Origin of the sequence: Aureimonas endophytica (assembly GCF_014642635.1) — a bacterium.
Classification (GTDB): Bacteria; Pseudomonadota; Alphaproteobacteria; order Rhizobiales; family Rhizobiaceae; genus Plantimonas; species Plantimonas endophytica.
The window spans coordinates 198,726-214,010 of the sequence record NZ_BMIQ01000007.1; the positions used below are offsets into that span (position 1 = coordinate 198,726).

15 protein-coding genes are annotated in these 15,285 nt (G+C 69.5%); 7 read left to right on the forward strand and 8 right to left on the reverse strand.

Annotated elements, in window-relative coordinates; genetic code table 11:
• Window positions 1–74 precede the first annotated feature (74 nt).
• Window positions 75–1,280: a sensor domain-containing phosphodiesterase gene (locus tag IEY14_RS20185; RefSeq protein WP_188911686.1), complete on the reverse strand. Its 1,206-nt coding sequence runs from the start codon at window positions 1,278–1,280 to the stop codon at window positions 75–77.
• A gap of 74 nt (window positions 1,281–1,354) precedes the next feature.
• On the reverse strand, window positions 1,355–1,624 hold the full coding sequence (locus tag IEY14_RS20190; protein WP_188911688.1) for a hypothetical protein: 270 nt from the start codon (window positions 1,622–1,624) through the stop codon (window positions 1,355–1,357).
• A gap of 136 nt (window positions 1,625–1,760) precedes the next feature.
• Here IEY14_RS20190 and IEY14_RS20195 point away from each other — a divergent pair, with 136 nt between their 5' ends.
• Complete coding sequence (locus IEY14_RS20195) at window positions 1,761–1,979, forward strand: hypothetical protein (protein ID WP_188911690.1); 219 nt, start codon at window positions 1,761–1,763, stop codon at window positions 1,977–1,979.
• A gap of 21 nt (window positions 1,980–2,000) precedes the next feature.
• Here IEY14_RS20195 and efp read toward each other — a convergent pair whose 3' ends face one another.
• Complete coding sequence (gene efp / locus IEY14_RS20200) at window positions 2,001–2,573, reverse strand: elongation factor P (protein ID WP_188911691.1); 573 nt, start codon at window positions 2,571–2,573, stop codon at window positions 2,001–2,003.
• Window positions 2,574–2,688: 115 nt separating this feature from the next.
• Here efp and epmA point away from each other — a divergent pair, with 115 nt between their 5' ends.
• Entirely contained in the window at window positions 2,689–3,744 is a 1,056-nt protein-coding gene (gene epmA / locus IEY14_RS20205; protein WP_188911692.1) for an EF-P lysine aminoacylase EpmA, read from the forward strand.
• Here the strand turns inward: epmA and IEY14_RS20210 are convergent.
• The 3 genes from IEY14_RS20210 to aceA all read right to left on the reverse strand — a co-directional run bounded on the left by IEY14_RS20210 (window position 3,737) and on the right by aceA (window position 6,146).
• A complete protein-coding gene (locus tag IEY14_RS20210) occupies window positions 3,737–4,246 on the reverse strand; it encodes a DUF3597 domain-containing protein (protein WP_188911693.1) in 510 nt (169 codons plus the stop codon). The genes epmA and IEY14_RS20210 overlap by 8 nt on opposite strands.
• Window positions 4,247–4,336: 90 nt before the next feature.
• Window positions 4,337–4,558 (reverse strand): SMc00767 family acetate metabolism repressor, encoded by a 222-nt coding sequence (locus tag IEY14_RS20215; protein WP_188911814.1) that lies wholly within the window; start codon window positions 4,556–4,558, stop codon window positions 4,337–4,339.
• A 298-nt stretch (window positions 4,559–4,856) separates the two neighbouring features.
• Window positions 4,857–6,146, reverse strand: a complete 1,290-nt coding sequence (gene aceA, locus IEY14_RS20220; RefSeq protein WP_188911694.1) for an isocitrate lyase — start codon at window positions 6,144–6,146, stop codon at window positions 4,857–4,859.
• Between the two features lie 208 nt (window positions 6,147–6,354).
• Here aceA and IEY14_RS20225 point away from each other — a divergent pair, with 208 nt between their 5' ends.
• The 5 genes from IEY14_RS20225 to chvE all read left to right on the forward strand — a co-directional run bounded on the left by IEY14_RS20225 (window position 6,355) and on the right by chvE (window position 12,251).
• Complete coding sequence (locus IEY14_RS20225; RefSeq protein WP_188911695.1) at window positions 6,355–7,767, forward strand: helix-turn-helix domain-containing protein; 1,413 nt, start codon at window positions 6,355–6,357, stop codon at window positions 7,765–7,767.
• Window positions 7,768–7,807: 40 nt separating this feature from the next.
• Window positions 7,808–8,599, forward strand: coding sequence for a creatininase family protein (locus IEY14_RS20230; RefSeq protein WP_188911696.1), 792 nt, complete (start codon window positions 7,808–7,810; stop codon window positions 8,597–8,599).
• A gap of 78 nt (window positions 8,600–8,677) precedes the next feature.
• On the forward strand, window positions 8,678–9,721 hold the full coding sequence (locus tag IEY14_RS20235; RefSeq protein ID WP_188911697.1) for a LacI family DNA-binding transcriptional regulator: 1,044 nt from the start codon (window positions 8,678–8,680) through the stop codon (window positions 9,719–9,721).
• 64 nt (window positions 9,722–9,785) lie between these two features.
• A complete protein-coding gene (xylA, locus tag IEY14_RS20240) occupies window positions 9,786–11,099 on the forward strand; it encodes a xylose isomerase (RefSeq protein WP_188911698.1) in 1,314 nt (437 codons plus the stop codon).
• Window positions 11,100–11,186: 87 nt separating this feature from the next.
• A complete protein-coding gene (gene chvE, locus IEY14_RS20245; RefSeq protein WP_188911700.1) occupies window positions 11,187–12,251 on the forward strand; it encodes a multiple monosaccharide ABC transporter substrate-binding protein in 1,065 nt (354 codons plus the stop codon).
• A 95-nt stretch (window positions 12,252–12,346) separates the two neighbouring features.
• On the opposite strand, the gene IEY14_RS20250 is transcribed toward chvE, so the two are convergent.
• Together IEY14_RS20250 and IEY14_RS20255 are read right to left on the reverse strand one after the other, a co-directional pair.
• Window positions 12,347–14,779, reverse strand: coding sequence for a diguanylate cyclase domain-containing protein (locus IEY14_RS20250; protein WP_188911702.1), 2,433 nt, complete (start codon window positions 14,777–14,779; stop codon window positions 12,347–12,349).
• Between the two features lie 207 nt (window positions 14,780–14,986).
• The gene (locus tag IEY14_RS20255) at window positions 14,987–15,241 is read right to left on the reverse strand and encodes a hypothetical protein (protein ID WP_188911704.1); all 255 of its coding nucleotides are present in this window, start codon (window positions 15,239–15,241) and stop codon (window positions 14,987–14,989) included.
• Window positions 15,242–15,285 lie beyond the last annotated feature (44 nt).

Consider the following 15,285-nt stretch of genomic DNA (forward strand, 5'->3'; position numbering starts at 1 on the left):
AAGGATAAGTTGCCTTCTTTGCCCGGCAAGCAAGGGCGGCGGCGACAAGGAATGCGAGCGGCGGGTCCGGCAGGTCAGACGAGGCGGGAGGAGGCCCGCAGACGTTCGGCAAGGGCGGCGACCGGCTCGGGCCGCGCCAGGAGATAGCCCTGGACCGCCTGGACTTCGAGCCGGTTCAGCACTTCGAACTCGGCTTCGGTCTCGACGCCTTCGGCGACGATGAGGCATTCGAACTGCCGGGCGAAGCCGACCAGCGCCGTCACCAGCGCGCTGCGCATCGCATCCATGTCGATCGAGCGGACGAGGCCCATGTCGATCTTCATGACGTCCGGCCGGATCGCCAGGATATGCCGCATGCTGGCGAAGCCGGCGCCGACATCGTCGATCGCGATCCGCATGCCGGTGGCGCGCAGGCAGGCGAATTCGGCGATCAGCGGCGCGTAGTCGCGGATCTCCTCGTGCTCGGTCAGCTCCACCGTGATCCGCTCGGTGGGCAGGCCCTCGAAGAGCGCCGCGAAGCGCGCGTCGAGAATGGTCGGCGCGGAGGCGTTGACGCCGAGCGGCAGGGGCGCGCGCGCCCAGATGTCGCGGAAACCGGCGATGGCGTTGCGGATGGCCTGAAGTTCCAGTTCGACCTTCAGCCCGACCTCGCCGGCCTCGGTGAACCATTCGTCCGGCGGCCGGCGCGGCTCGGCGGAAAAGCGCGACAGCGCCTCGGCGCCGATCGGCCGGCGATCCGCGAGCCGGAAGATCGGCTGATAGACCATGGACGGCCCGCCGCCGGCCAGCATGGCGCGCACGCGCTCGCGCTTGGCGTAGAGCGCCTCGTCGCGGCGCAGGTCGCGTTCGATGCGCAGGGCCGCGATCTCGGCGAAGCTGCGCAGCATGCCGAGGTCGCGCGGCCCCAGCGCTTCGTTCGGCCGATGGCTGAAGCAGCAGAAGGTGCCGTAGAGACTGCCGTCCGACAGGCGCAGCGGCACGCTGAGATGCGCGCCGACCGGCAGTTCGATCGTGCCGGGCAGGCGCATGGCCTCGGCCAGCCGGCCGGTATCGGGGATCAGTTCCGGCAGCCGTCCGTCCACCACGCGGATGCAGTAGCTGTCGTCGAGCGGCGTGCTCGTGTCCGCCTCGATGGGCCCGTCGGCGGAACGGCTGTCGACATGGCGGAAGATGCGCTGGCCTTCGGCGAACTGGCCGATGAAGGCCACATCCATGTCGAGATGCGTGCGAATGGTCCGCAGGATGTCCGCGATCTCGCCTAAGGGGTCCGCCTGCACCATTCCTGTCCGCGCTGTCCCGACGCCGGCCTGACGCGACCGCTCTCCGGAGCTCCCTGCGACGCGTCGCGGGAGAATCAGGCTCGGCCTTGCGTCAGGCCCTTATAAACGACGGATTTTTTTCCTTCGTAAAGATGCGGAGCGGGACGGCGGACAAATTCCCTTCGGCGCCAATCGGCAATCCAGGCGCGTATCGGGATGCGGCCTTCGCTCTGCGCCGGACCTCTACCACGGCTTGCGCCGCCTTCGTCCAAGCCGTCCTTGGGCATCGTCTCGGTTGCGCGCACCGGATGCGCGAAGCGATGTCGGCCGCCCCGCGAGCGCGGCGTTTTGTCGCGGAACTCCATCGCCGGCCATTCCTGGAAAGCCGGTCATCCCCGCCGGTTTCCGTCCCTTTCGCCGGCGTCGCGGCCGTTTCGGCCTTTTCGAATCCACGATCCTTGCATAGGTCGGGGCGACGCAACGAGGCCGAGCAACGACGCGATGTCCGAGAACGACCAATATCCGCGCCAGCAGCACGGAACCTTCACCCCGGTCGGCGTGATCCTGGTGATCGCCGTGTCCATCGTGGTGGCGCTGTTCATCTATGGGCGGACGGCGGGCGACTCCGTCCCGGCACCGACCCCTGGCGCTCCGGGGGCGGAAGCGCCGGCCAATCCCAACCAGCTCACCCCGGCTCCGGCGCCCGCCCAGGCGCCGTGAGCCGCGGCGAGGCGCGAAGGATCAGTCCTTGGCGCGTTCCACATAGGAGCCGTCGGCCGTCATGATGACGACGCGCGTGCCGGTGGTGATGTGCGGCGGCACGGTGGTGCGCACGCCGTTCGACAGGACGGCCGGCTTGTAGGAGGAGGAGGCCGTCTGGCCCTTCGTCACCGGCTCGGTCTCGACGACCTCGAAGACGACGCGCTGCGGCAGCTCGATCGCCAGCGGCACGCCGTTGTGCTGGGAGACCTGCACCGCCATGCCCTCGATCAGATAGGGCGCCTGATCGCCGACGACGTCCGGCGGCACGGCGACCTGATCGAAGGATTCCGGGTTCATGAAGTGGAAGCCTTCCTCGTCGCTGTAGAGGAAGGTGTGCTCGCGATCCTCCACGAAGGCGCGTTCCACCTGCTCGGTGGTGCGATAGCGGTCGGAGACCTTCACGCCGTCGGAGATGCGGCGCATGTCGAGCTGCGTCACCGGCGTGCCCTTGCCCGGATGGATGTTCTCGGCCGACAGGATCACGTAGAGCTTGCCGTCGTCCCTTTCGACCACGTTGCCTTTGCGGAGCGAGCTGGCAATAACCTTGACCACGGGGTGAAGACCTCAAAGATGCGCCGGCTGCGGCCGGCTTGGAGCGGATTGGGCACGCCCTATCGCATCTTGCCCGCCGCCGCCAGTCGCCCCGCCTCTTCCGCGAACGGAGCCCATGACCGAAGCCTCTCCCTGGTGGGCGCCGCATGTCCATGCCGACCGCCGCCCCCGCCTCATCCTGCGCAACCGCATCCGCGCCGCCTTCCGCGACTGGTTCGAGGCCGAGGATTTCGTCGAGGTGGAATGCGCCGGACTCCAGGTCTCGCCCGGCAACGAGACGCATCTTGCCGCCTTCGCGACGGAAGCGATCGGCCCGGACGGGGCGCGCCAGCCGCTCTATCTCCACACCTCGCCCGAATTTTCCTGCAAGAAGCTCCTCGCCGCCGGCGAGCGGCGGATCTTCTCGCTCGGGCCGGTCTGGCGCAATCGCGAGCGCGGCGCGCTGCACCATCCCGAATTCACCATGCTCGAATGGTATCGCGCCGAGGAGAGCTACGAGCGCCTGATGCGGGATGCCGCCGATCTTCTCGCCATCGCGGCCGAGAAGGCCGGCGCGACGCGCTTCCAGTTCCGGGGCCGCGAGGCCGATCCCTTCGCCGATCCGGAGCGGCTGACCGTCGCCGAGGCTTTCGCCCGCCATGCCGGGATCGATCTCCTGGCGAGCGTCGGCCCGGGCGGTGAGACGGATCGCGACGCGCTTCACGCCGCCGTCGCGGCGGCCGGCATGCGCACGGCGCCCGACGACCGCTGGACCGATCTCTTCAGCCGCGTGATGGTGGAGAAGATCGAGCCGCGCCTCGGCGAGGGGCGGGCGACGATCCTTTGCGAATATCCCATCCCCGAGGCGGCGCTGGCCCGGCCGAAGCCGGGCGACGGGCGCGTCGCCGAGCGTTTCGAGCTCTATTGCTGCGGGGTGGAACTCGCCAATGCCTTCGGGGAGCTGACGGACGCGGCCGAACAGCGCCGGCGCTTCTCGGCCGACATGGACGAGAAGGAGCGGATCTATGGCGAGCGCTATCCGCTCGACGAGGATTTCCTCGCCGCGCTTGGCCGGATGCCGGAAGCGAGCGGGATCGCCCTAGGCTTCGACCGTCTGGTGATGCTGGCGGCCGGCGCCCGGCGCCTCGAGGATGTCCTCTGGACGCCGGTCGCCGAGGCGCCGATCAGTTGATCAGGTCGGCGGGCACCTTACCGCCGTTCTCGGCGAGCTTCTGCATCAGCGCCTTGTGCAGCCAGACGTTCATCTGGGCCGAATCGTTCTTGTCGCCCGTGTAATGCAGCTCCTCCGCCAGCTCCTTGCGGGCGGCGAGGCTGCTGTCGAGATCGAGCGCCTTCATCATGTCGACGATGGAATGGCGCCAGTCGAGCGGCTGGCCGTTCTTCTTCACCGCCGCGTTCATGATCGCCTCGACATCGACGGACCGCGCCGAAGCGCCGGAGACCTGGGCCTGGGTCTGCGGCTGGGCCTGCGGAGCGGTGCCGGCCTGGACGGGCGGCGCGCCGGAGGCGGCGGTCTGCTGCACCGTGCCGGGCGTCTGGCCAGGACCGGCCGAGGAATTGACGCCGGCCTGCGCGCCGCCGGCATGGCCGGTGCCGCCGGCCTGCGGCTGGGCCTCGGCCGCCTCCGCGTGATGGCCGAAGATGGCGTCCTTGATCTTGCCGAAGATGCTCATGGGAAAACCTCGCCTGTTCGGGCGGGACAGGACGGTCCCGCGATCGCTGCGGCGAGAACGGCCGAGACTCGCGACCGTTCCGTCCCGCCGTCAGCCCCGGCCGGTGACGACCGGCACGAGGAGGTCGCCCCAATGGCCGTTGCCGCCGTGATGGCGGGCGGTGCGGACGAGTTCGACGGAAATGCCGGCCTCGACCGCCTGCATCACCGCCTGGTTCAGCCGGTGCAGCTCGTTGGCGAGCGTGCGGATCGCCGCCTTCTGCATGGGCGTCATGACGCTGCTCTGCTCCTCGGCGCGCTCCTTGACGCGCATCGGCGGGCGCAGCGGGGCCGGGGCGTTTTCGGAGCTGCGGGTCTCGATGTCGAGCATGGGTCTTCTCCTTTGATGAAAGGTTGTGGGGGCGCGACGGACCTCTCGGAGCAGCCGTCGGCCGATGGAGTTGCTGTCTCGCCCTTGGAAGGGGGAGAGGGTGGCGGAGCATCCGGCCGCCGCCGCGCCGTTCGACGCTTTCGAACCTGACTCTACGTCGGTCTCTCTCCCCGAAAGGAGGATCAGGCTTGTCTCTGCCGGATCGGCCTTTCGAAGCCTGTCGAAAGGGCCGACATCCGTCTTATTCCGCCGCTTCGCGGAACTGCCCGTGTTCGGTGGAATCGTGCATGGCGGTGGTGGAGGAGGCGCCGCCGGTGATCGCCAGCGACACGGCGTCGAAATAGCCGGTGCCGACCTCGCGCTGGTGGCGCGTCGCGGTGTAGCCCCGCGCCTCCGCCGCGAATTCCGCCTCCTGCAATTCGCAGTAGGCCGCCATCTGCCGGTCGCGATAGCCGCGCGCCAGATCGAACATGCCGAAGTTCAGCTGATGGAAGCCGGCCAGCGTGATGAACTGGAACTTGTAGCCCATCGCACCGAGCTCGCGCTGGAACCTGGCGATCGTCGCCTCGTCCAGATGCCGCCGCCAGTTGAAGGAGGGCGAGCAGTTATAGGCGAGAAGCTTGCCGGGATGGGCCTTGTGCACGCCCTCCGCGAAGCGTCGCGCCTGATCGAGATCGGGCTTCGAGGTCTCGCACCAGATGAGATCGGCATGCGGCGCATAGGCGATGGCGCGGGCGATGCAGGGCTCGATGCCGCTCCTGACATGGAAGAAACCCTCCGCCGTGCGACCGCGCTCGGCATCGACGAAGGGCCGGTCGCGCTCGTCGATGTCGGAGGTGAGGAGTTTCGCCGCCTCCGCGTCGGTGCGGGCGATGACGAGGGTCGGCACGCCCATGACGTCGGCGGCAAGGCGCGCGGCGTCGAGATTGCGGATATGGGCGGCGGTCGGGATCAGCACCTTGCCGCCGAGATGACCGCATTTCTTCTCCGCCGCGAGCTGGTCCTCGAAATGGACGCCGGCGGCGCCCGCCTCGATGAAGGCCTTCATGATCTCGAAGGCGTTGAGCGGTCCGCCGAAGCCGGCCTCGGCATCGGCGACGATCGGCGCGAACCAGGTCTCGACCGACAGGCCGGCGCCCTCGGCATGCTCGATCTGGTCGGCGCGCTGGAGCGTGCGGTTGATGCGGCGGCAGAGTTCCGGCGCGGCATTGGCCGGGTAGAGCGACTGGTCGGGATACATCGCCGAGGCGGTGTTGGCATCCGCCGCGACCTGCCAGCCGGACAGATAGATCGCCTTCAGTCCGGCCCGGACCATCTGCATCGCCTGATTGCCGGTGACGGCGCCGAGCGCGTTGACGAAATCCTCTTCGTGGATGAGCCGCCACAGCCGATCCGCGCCGCGCTCGGCGAGGCTGTGGCGGATCTCGGCCGAACCGCGCAGGCGCCGCACATCCGCCGGCGCATAGGGCCGGTCGATGCCGGCGAAGCGGCCGGGCGGGGCGGAGGGAACGAGGCTGCAAAAATCGGTCATCGCGGCGGGTCCCGGCTGTCGGCGCCGCCCTTCCCGGTGGCGCCCTCTGTCCGACATTTTTACAAATCCGACGGCAAAGACGAGGAATTCGGCTCGATCCTGAGGCTAGATTAGTGCAAACTTGTGCGGGCCGCGACCGCACGAACTTGTCAATCTGTCACGATTTGACAGGATGCGGCGTGGCGAGGCTTGTCATGGATCGTGACCGATGGGCGAAAGAAAGATCTTCGCGGGGCCGCGCATCCGGCGCATCCGCCTGTCCAAGGGTCTCAGCCAGACCGCCATGGCGGCGGAGCTCGGCATTTCGCCCTCCTATCTGAACCTCATCGAGCGCAACCAGCGCCCGCTCACCGTCCAGCTCCTGCTGAAACTCTCCTCGGTCTATCGTGTCGAGCCGGAGGAACTCGGCGAGGAGGGCGGGTTGCTGCCGGCGCTGCGCACCGTCTTCGCCGATCCGCTGATCGCGGCGGAACTGGCGGGGGAGGGCGAGCTCGCCGAATTCGCCGAGGCGATGCCGAACGCGGCGCGGGCCGTCCTGAAGCTGCATCAGGCCTATCGCGAGCAGGCCGAGCGGCTGTCCGACCTCGGCGAGCTTCTCGCCAAGGAAGGGCGCGCGTCGCTGATCGCCGGGGCGCGCCTGCCGGCCGACGAGCTGCGCGAGGTGCTGGAGCGGCGGCCGAACCATTTCGCCCGGATCGAGGCGGAGGCGGAAAGCTTCGGCGCGGCGCTCGGCGGTGCGGAGGACCTCTTCGTCGCGCTGAAGGCCTGGCTGAAGGCGGAGCACGGCATCGTCGTCCGCAGCCTGCCGGTCGCCGCGATGCCGGTCTGGCGCCGGCGCTACGATCGCCACACGCAGCGCCTCTTCCTGTCGGAGCGCCTGTCGCCCGCCGACCAGCTGCACGAGACGGCGCTGGAAGCGGTGCTCCTGCGGATGCGGGACGCGATCACCGCCGAGATCGCCGCCCTGGCGCTCTCCAGCGACGAGGCGCGGCGGCTCGCCCGCTTCGAGATCGGCCGCTATGCCGCCCATGCCCTCGCGATGCCCTACGAGCCGTTTCTGCGCGCGGCCCGCGAGGCGCGCTGCGACATCGACGTCTTGCGCTCCCGCTTCCGCGTGTCCTTCGCGCAGGCCGCCGAGCGGCTGACGACGCTCGCCCGGCCGGGCGCCGCCGGCGTGCCGTTCTTTCTCCTGGAGATCGATCATGCCGGCAACCGCCTGCGCCGTGCCGGCGCGGCGGGCTTTCCGCATCTCGGCTTCGGCGGCGCCTGCCCGAAGCTCGGCCTCTATGCCGCCTTCGCCCGGCCGGGCGAGGTGATCGCGGAAGCCGCCGACATGCCGGACGGGACGCGCTTCCTAACGGTCGCCCGCAGCCTCGACGGGCTCGCCGCCGGTTTCGACGAGCGGGTGCGCCGCACGGCGCTGCTCGTCGGCTGCGACGCCGAGTTCCGCGACCGCGTCGTCTATGGCGACATGCTGCCGCCCGGCCGGGCATTGCCGATCGGTCCCGTCTGCCGGCTCTGCGAGCGCGTCGCCTGCGCGGCGCGGGCCGAGCCGCCGCTAACCCGCCCCCTCGGCCTCGACGAGATGGGGCGCGGCCTTTCCGCCTTCGATTTCCAGTAAAGCTTCAGTAAGGGAGGCGGGCGGCAGCGGAGAGCGGGCGATGGCGAGTGACCGACGCGTCTGGTGGGGCGACTTCACGGCGGACGAGTTCCGCGATCTCGATCCCGAGCGGGTGATCGCGCTCCTGCCCGTCGCGGCGGTGGAGCAGCACGGGCCGCATCTCGGCTGCGGCACCGACACGACCATCGCGCATGGCATGCTGCGCACCCTGGCTGCCAAGCTGCCGGAGGATCTCGACCTGCGCATCCTGCCGATCCAGCCCGTCGGCAAGTCGGACGAGCATCTCTACGCGCCGGGCACCCTGCATGTGCCGGCGACGGTCCTGATCGAACATTGGACGGCGCTCGGCCGGGCGGTGGCGCGAACCGGCATCCGCAAGCTCGTCATCGTCACCTCGCATGGCGGCAACGAGGAGGTGATGGGCATCGTCGCCCGCCAGCTGCGCGTCGAGGCGGGCATGCTGGTGGTGCGCTCCTCCTGGGGCCGCTTCGGCGCGCCGTCCGGTCTCTTCTCGGAGGCCGAGACGCGCTACGGCATCCATGGCGGCGATCTCGAGACCTCGCTGATCCGCCATTTCCGGCCGCAGGCCGTGGAGATGGCGCGGGCCGAGAACTTCGCCTCCTCCGTCGAGCGCGACGAGACGACCTTCCGCTTCCTGAAGGCGACCGGCCCCTTCGCCTATTCCTGGATCGCCACCGATCTCAATCCGCAAGGCGTCGTCGGTGAGGCGGCGAAGGCCAGCGCCGAGAAGGGGCGCATCCTCGCCGACTACCAGACGGACGGCTTCATCGAACTCCTGCGCGACATCGGCCAGGCACCGCTGCCGGCGTGACGCGGTCCGGCTTTTTTCGCTTGTCTTTCCTGTCGCTTCGCGGTCCGCTCGCGCCATCGGGAAGAAAGGCGGCACGGCATGAATGACGGGAGCGAGCGGGCGGCGCCGACGCTGAGCGATGTCGCCCGCCATGCCGGCGTCAGCCTCGCCACGGCCGATCGCGTCGTCAATCGCCGCGCCGGTGTGCGGGCGGCGACGATCGAGCGCGTCGAGGCGGCGATCCGCGACCTGCGCTTCGAGCGCCATGCCGGGGCGGCGGCGCTGGCGCGGCGCGCCGGCTTCCGCGCCGTGGCCCTCCTGCCGCGCGGCACCAATCCCTTCATCGCCCGGCTCGCCGAGGAGCTTTCCGAAGCGGCGCGGATCGAGGGCCTGCGCCGTCTCGACCTTTCCGTCGAGACGGTGGACGGCTTCGACGCGGCGCGGCTCGCCGAGGCGATCCGTCGCGCCGGGGCGGAGGCGGAAGGGCTGATCGCCATCGGCCTCGACGATCCGGGCGTCGCCCTCGCCATTGACGAGCTGGCGGCGCGGGGCGTGCCGCTCGTCACCCTCGTGTCCGACGTGCCGGGCGCGGCGCGGGCCCGCTATGTCGGCATCGACAATCGCGCGGCGGGCCGCGTCGCCGCCTCGCTCGTCGGCCGCTTCGCGCCGCCGGGCGAGGGGCGGGTGCTCGTCCTCATCGGTTCGCGCGACCTGCGCGACCATCGCGACCGGCTGGAAGGGTTTCGCGAGACGCTGGCCGGCGGGTTCGCGCATCTGCGGCCGCTGGGCATCGTCGAGGGCCAGGACGACGCCGGCCAGAGCTTCGCGGCGGTGCGCCAGGCGCTGGCCGCCGCGCCCGAGCCGCCGGTGGCGGTCTATAGCGCGGGCGCCGGCGTCGCGGGCCTCGCCGCCGCGCTGCACGAGGCAGGCCTTCGCCCGGTCGTCGTCGCGCATGAACTGACGGACGAGACCCGGCCGCTGCTGGAGTCGCAGGCGCTCGATGCCCTGATCGTCCAGGACCCCGGCCACGAGGCGCGCTCGGCCGTCCGCGTCCTGATGGCGGCGCTCGCCGGCACCGCGCTCAGCGAGGATCAGGAGCGCATCCGCATCGAAATTATCCTTAAGGACAACTTGCCGAAATGACGGATTGCGCCGCGCGCCGGTTTTGAGGTACGTATCTCAAAAATCGTTCGGGGAGGGCGCGACGATGGCGCAGGACAATTATTTCGGGCTGGACGCGAGCGTCGCCTTCGAGGGCGAGGCGAGCCGCAATCCGCTCGCCTTCCGCTTCTACGACAAGGACCGGACCGTGATGGGCCGGCGGATGGAGGACCAGCTCCGCTTCGCCGTCTGCTACTGGCATTCCTTCACCTGGCCCGGCGGCGATCCCTTCGGCGGCGAGACCTTCCTGCGGCCCTGGATGCAGCCGGGCGAAGCGCTGGCCCGCGCCAAGGAGAAGGCGGACGCCGCCTTCGACCTCTTCCGCATCCTCGACGTGCCCTTCTTCTCCTTCCACGACGCCGATGTCTCGCCGGAAGGGGCGACGCTCGCCGAGTCGATCCGCAATCTCAACGAGATCGCCGACATCTTCGAGAAGAAGATGGAAAGCGCCAAGGTGCGCCTGCTCTGGGGCACAGCCAACCTCTTCTCGCATCGCCGCTACATGGCCGGCGCCGCCACCAATCCCGACCCGGAGGTCTTCGCCTATGCCTGCGGGCAGGTGAAGGCGGCGCTCGACGTGACGCATCGCCTGAACGGCGCGAACTATGTCTGCTGGGGCGGCCGCGAGGGCTACGAGACCCTGCTCAACACCGACATGAAGCGCGAGCTCGACCAGCTCGGCCGTTTCCTCTCGATGCTTGTCGACTACAAGCACAAGATCGGCTTCGACGGCCCGATCCTGATCGAGCCGAAGCCGAAGGAGCCGACCAAGCACCAATACGACTTCGACACGGCGACGGTCTTCGCCTTCCTGCAGAAATACGATCTCGCCAAGGACGTGAAGCTCAATCTGGAGCAGAACCACGCGATCCTCGCCGGCCATTCCTTCGACCACGAGGTCAAGCTCGCCTATGCGAACGACCTCTTCGGCTCGCTCGACATCAATCGCGGCGACGATCTCCTCGGCTGGGACACGGACCAGTTCGCGATGGACGTGAAGGAGATGACGCTGGTCTTCCACGAGATGCTGAAGCATGGCGGCTTCTCCACCGGCGGCCTGAACTTCGACGCCAAGATCCGCCGCCAGTCGATCGACCCGCAGGATCTGGTGATCGCCCATGTCGCCTCGATGGATGCCTGCGCCCGGGCGCTGCTCGCCGCCGAGCGCATGCTGGAGGACAAGGCGCTGGAGACGCCGCTCGCCGAGCGCTATGCCGGCTGGGACAAGCCCGAATACAAGGCGGTGCTCGCCGGCGAGAAGACGTTCGAGGAGGTCGCCGAGCACGGACTCGGGCTGCAGCCGCAGCCGCGCTCCGGGCGTCAGGAGCTCCTGGAAGGCATCGTCAACCGCTACGTCTGAGGCGGCGGACGGCGGAGAGGTTTCGAACCCGGCCGGGAGGAGCGGGGCTCTGGCGCCCCGCATCGGCCAGACTTGTGGAGGAATGACATGGTGCTTCTGAGGACCCTTCTCACCGGCGCGGCGCTTAGCCTCGCGCTGGCGACCCCGGCGGCCCTCGCCGCCGACAAGGCGACGATCGGCGTCGCCATGCCGGACAAGACCGTTGCCCGCTGGATCGACGACGGCAACAACATGAAGAAGCAGCTCGAGGCCAAGGGCTATGTCGCCGACCTGCAATATGCGGACGACGACATCCCGACCCAGGTCAGCCAGATCGAGAACATGGTGACGAAGGGCGCCAAGGTGCTGATCGTCGCCCCGATCGACGGCACGACGCTCTCGGACATTCTCGCCCAGGCGCACGAGAAGGGCCTCAAGGTCATCGCCTATGACCGCCTGATCCGCGACACGCCGAATGTCGACTACTACGCGACCTTCGACAATTTTCAGGTCGGCGTCATCCAGGGCACGTCGATCGCCGACGCGCTGGGGCTGAAGGACGGCAAGGGTCCGTTCAACATCGAGCTCTTCGGCGGCTCGCCCGACGACAACAACGCCTTCTTCTTCTACAACGGCGCGATGAGCGTGCTGCAGCCCTATGTGGATTCCGGCAAGCTCGTGGTCGCCTCCGGCCAGACCGGCATGGACAAGGTCGGCACGCCGCGCTGGGATGCCGCGACCGCCCAGTCGCGCATGGACAACCTTCTGTCGGCCTACTATTCCGGCAAGAAGGTCGATGCGGTGCTCGCGCCGAACGACGTCATCGCGCGCGGCATCATCTCGTCGCTGAAGGGCGTCGGCTACGGCTCGGGCGACCAGAAGATGCCGGTGATCTCCGGCCAGGACGCCGAGGTGCCCTCGGTGAAGTCGATCATCGCCGGCGACCAGACCTCCACCGTGTTCAAGGACACGCGCGATCTCGCCAAGGTCACCGTCGACATGGTCGACGCGATGGCGGCGGGCAGCGAGGTGAAGGTCAACGATACCAAGAGCTACAACAACGGCCAGAAGGTGATCCCCGCCTATCTCCTGAAGCCGGTGCTGGTGACGAAGGACAACTACCAGAAGGTCCTCGTCGACAGCGGCTACTACAAGGCCGACCAGCTGAAGTAAGCCGCGACCCCCGCGCGGGGACGCGAGGCGTGCCGAGCCCTTCGCCGGAGCGATCCGGCGGAGGGTTTTTTATGAAAGGCGGCCGATCCCCTCGCTCAGGCGGCGGCGATGATGCGGGCCGCCGCCCGGTTCGCCAGGTCCTTCAGCGCCTGGCGCCGCTCGGGGTTGATCGGCGGGCGCTCGGCGAAATCGACGGCGCAGACCGCGCCGACCACCTGCGCCGTGCCCGGCAGGAAGAGCGGCGCGCCGGCATAGAAGCGCAGACCGAGCGCCCCGGCGACGAGATCGCTCGCCTCGAAACGTGGGTCGAGACGCAGGTCGCCGACGATCAGCGGCTCGTCGCCCGTGATCGTGTGCGTGCATATGGACTGGGATCGGTCGAGCCGCGCCACATCGGTTCCATAGCGGCCCAGCAGGCTTACCTCTTCCGCGCCGACCAGCGAGACGAAGCCGACGGGCGCGTCGAGGAGCGCGGCCGCTTCCGCCGCGATCGCATGGATCTCGGCCTCCGCCAGCCGGCGGCTCGCCGCGCGGAAGGCCTCCACCGCCCGCAGCCGCTCGGCTTCGGCACCCGGGCTCCGCATCGGGGCCGGACGCGCCAGCCGGGCGCGCGAGGCGACGCGGTTGCGCCCCATGCGTTTCGCCTCGTAGAGCATGCGGTCGGCCTCCTCGACCAGCGCGCCGCCGCCGTCCCGCGAGTGCTCGATCGTCGCGCAGCCGAGGCTGATCGTGGCGACGCCGCCATTGGACGCATTGCCCGGATGCTCGATCCGCAGGCTCTCCACCGCCGCGCGGATTCCCTCGCCGATCACCTCCGCCGCCGGGGCCGGCATCGCCGGCAGAAGCACGGCGAGTTCCTCGCCGCCATAGCGCGCCACGGTGGCGCCCGTGCCGGCGGCCTGCGCCCCGATCGCCGCCGCGACCCGCCGCAGGCAGTCGTCGCCCGCCGGATGGCCGTAGCGGTCGTTGAACAGCTTGAAGCGGTCGAGGTCCATCAGCAGCAGCGACAGGGGGCGGTCGGCGCCGGCCGCCGCGCTTTCGCGCGCCAGCGCCTCGTCGAAGCCGCGACGGTTGACGAGGCCCGTCAGCCCGTCGGTGCGGGCGAGCGCGGCGAGTTCGGCATTGGCGGCGGCAAGCCGCTCCTCCGCCTCTTTGCGGCGCGACACCTCGCGCAGCACCACGATATAGGCCGCATCCTCCGCCACATGGCCGTAGCGCGCCTCGACCCAGACATAATGGCCGTCGCGATGGCGGAGCCGGTAGACGGTTTCCAGGTTGCCCCGCCCGCGCCGGGCGTCGCGAAGGGTCTGCTCGACGGCCTCCCAGTCGTCGGGATGGATCAGATCGCGCGAGCGCCGGCCGACGAGATCCTCCGGCGCCATGCCGAAGACCGAGCGGCAGGCGGGCGAGACATATTCGCGGACGAAATCCTCGTTGAGCCAGATGATCACGTCATTGGCGTGGTCGGTGATCAGCCGGAGCCGCGCCTCGCTCCGGCGGATCGCCTTCTCCGCCCGCTGCCGATGCTTCAGCTCGCGCCGGACGACGAAGGCGAGGCCGATGGCGAGAAGGCTGAGCAACCCGAGCGCGCTCGCCGTCGCGATCGCGAGACGGTTCCACGAGGCGAAGACTCCCCGTTCCGACAGCGCGAAGGTGACGAAGAGCGGCAGGTCATCGACGCGCTGGAAGGCATAGATGCGCTTCACCCCGTCGACCGGCGAGATGTCGCGGAAGAAGCCGGACGGGGCGAGGACGGCGCTGCGGAAGCACTCCGTCCCGGAAAAGTCGCGGCCGATGGCCTGCGGCGCGGCCGGGCGGCGCATCAGGAGGATGCCCTCAGTCGAGACCGCCGCCATCACGTCGTCCTCCTGCAGTTCGGCCTGGGCGAAGAGGGCCCGGATCCGTCGCGGATCGACGAGTTCGACCGCGACTCCCGCGAAGCCGCCATCGGCGCCGGCGAGGCGGCGGCTCAGCATGATCGCCTCGCCGCCCGTCGCGCCCCAGCCTTTCGGCGTCACCGTCATGGCGAGACCGAGCGCGGGATCGTCGCGCTGCGCGCGGAACGCGGCCTCACCGGCGAAGGAGGCGAGGGCGGGCGGCGTTCCGCGCAGCGTCCGGGCGAGCGTCCCGTCGGCATCGAGCAGGAACAGGGCGACGATACCGTCCGCAGCGGTCGCGTGGCCGGAGGCGGAGACCTCGTCGCCCGGCGCGGGCGGGGCGGCCGCGAAGGGATCGTCGGCGCCGGCGGCGGCACGGCGCAGCATCTCGTCGTAATGCGTGAACTGATGCGAAAGCTCGATCGACAGCAGCTTCAGGACATTGCGGGCATTGGTCGTCGCCTCGATCCAGGCGCTGTGCCGCAGTTCCAGGAGGCCGAGCGCGGACACGCCGCTGAAGGCGAGGAGCAGCGCCGCGAGGCCCAGCCACAGAGCCGCCTCGCGCCCCAAGCGGAAGCCGGACATCGCCTCGCGCCGGCCCTCGCCCAGCTTCTGTTCCGTGGCGAGAGACGGTCCGGCCGTTTCGTTCATCCGCAGGAAATCCGTGGCTGCCGGCAACGGCGCCTTCGGCGCATCGCGCCGGCGCCGCCGTCCGGTCGGTCGTCGTCCCGACCGGCCCGGGGGCGGGCCGTGCGGTCCTATGCCGGGACTTCTACGGCATGCCTCCTGAAAAAACCGTTTGGAGCCGATGCGAGGAATCGAGGCACGGCGCCGCTGCGAGCGGGCCGGGACCCCGGCTCAGCTCTTCAACGACACGTCCTCGTCTTCGTCCCCGTCGCTCGCATCGTCGAAATCGATGGTTTCGAGCACGTCCTCGGCGTCGTCGCGGATCTCGTCCAGGAACTCGATCGCGTCGTCGAGATTGTCGCCGCCCTGCGCGGCGAGCATGGCGAGCTGGATCGTCATGATGCTCGCGACGTCGTTGAGCTCCAGGCCCTCGAAGAGCTTGCCGATCTCGGTCGCGATCCGATCCTTGTCCTCATTGCTGAGCATGCTGGTTTCCCTCTCCTACCGGGCTTCAGACAGACCGATACCGG

Coding starts and splice junctions, on each gene's coding strand:
- IEY14_RS20185 (WP_188911686.1), bottom strand. CDS start 1,280: ATGGTGCAGGCGGACCCCTTAGGCGAGATCGCGGACATCCTGCGGACC.
- IEY14_RS20190 (WP_188911688.1), bottom strand. CDS start 1,624: ATGGAGTTCCGCGACAAAACGCCGCGCTCGCGGGGCGGCCGACATCGC.
- IEY14_RS20195 (WP_188911690.1), top strand. CDS start 1,761: ATGTCCGAGAACGACCAATATCCGCGCCAGCAGCACGGAACCTTCACC.
- epmA (WP_188911692.1), top strand. CDS start 2,689: ATGACCGAAGCCTCTCCCTGGTGGGCGCCGCATGTCCATGCCGACCGC.
- IEY14_RS20210 (WP_188911693.1), bottom strand. CDS start 4,246: ATGAGCATCTTCGGCAAGATCAAGGACGCCATCTTCGGCCATCACGCG.
- IEY14_RS20215 (WP_188911814.1), bottom strand. CDS start 4,558: ATGCGCGTCAAGGAGCGCGCCGAGGAGCAGAGCAGCGTCATGACGCCC.
- aceA (WP_188911694.1), bottom strand. CDS start 6,146: ATGACCGATTTTTGCAGCCTCGTTCCCTCCGCCCCGCCCGGCCGCTTC.
- IEY14_RS20225 (WP_188911695.1), top strand. CDS start 6,355: ATGGGCGAAAGAAAGATCTTCGCGGGGCCGCGCATCCGGCGCATCCGC.
- IEY14_RS20230 (WP_188911696.1), top strand. CDS start 7,808: ATGGCGAGTGACCGACGCGTCTGGTGGGGCGACTTCACGGCGGACGAG.
- IEY14_RS20235 (WP_188911697.1), top strand. CDS start 8,678: ATGAATGACGGGAGCGAGCGGGCGGCGCCGACGCTGAGCGATGTCGCC.
- xylA (WP_188911698.1), top strand. CDS start 9,786: ATGGCGCAGGACAATTATTTCGGGCTGGACGCGAGCGTCGCCTTCGAG.
- chvE (WP_188911700.1), top strand. CDS start 11,187: ATGGTGCTTCTGAGGACCCTTCTCACCGGCGCGGCGCTTAGCCTCGCG.
- IEY14_RS20250 (WP_188911702.1), bottom strand. CDS start 14,779: ATGAACGAAACGGCCGGACCGTCTCTCGCCACGGAACAGAAGCTGGGC.
- IEY14_RS20255 (WP_188911704.1), bottom strand. CDS start 15,241: ATGCTCAGCAATGAGGACAAGGATCGGATCGCGACCGAGATCGGCAAG.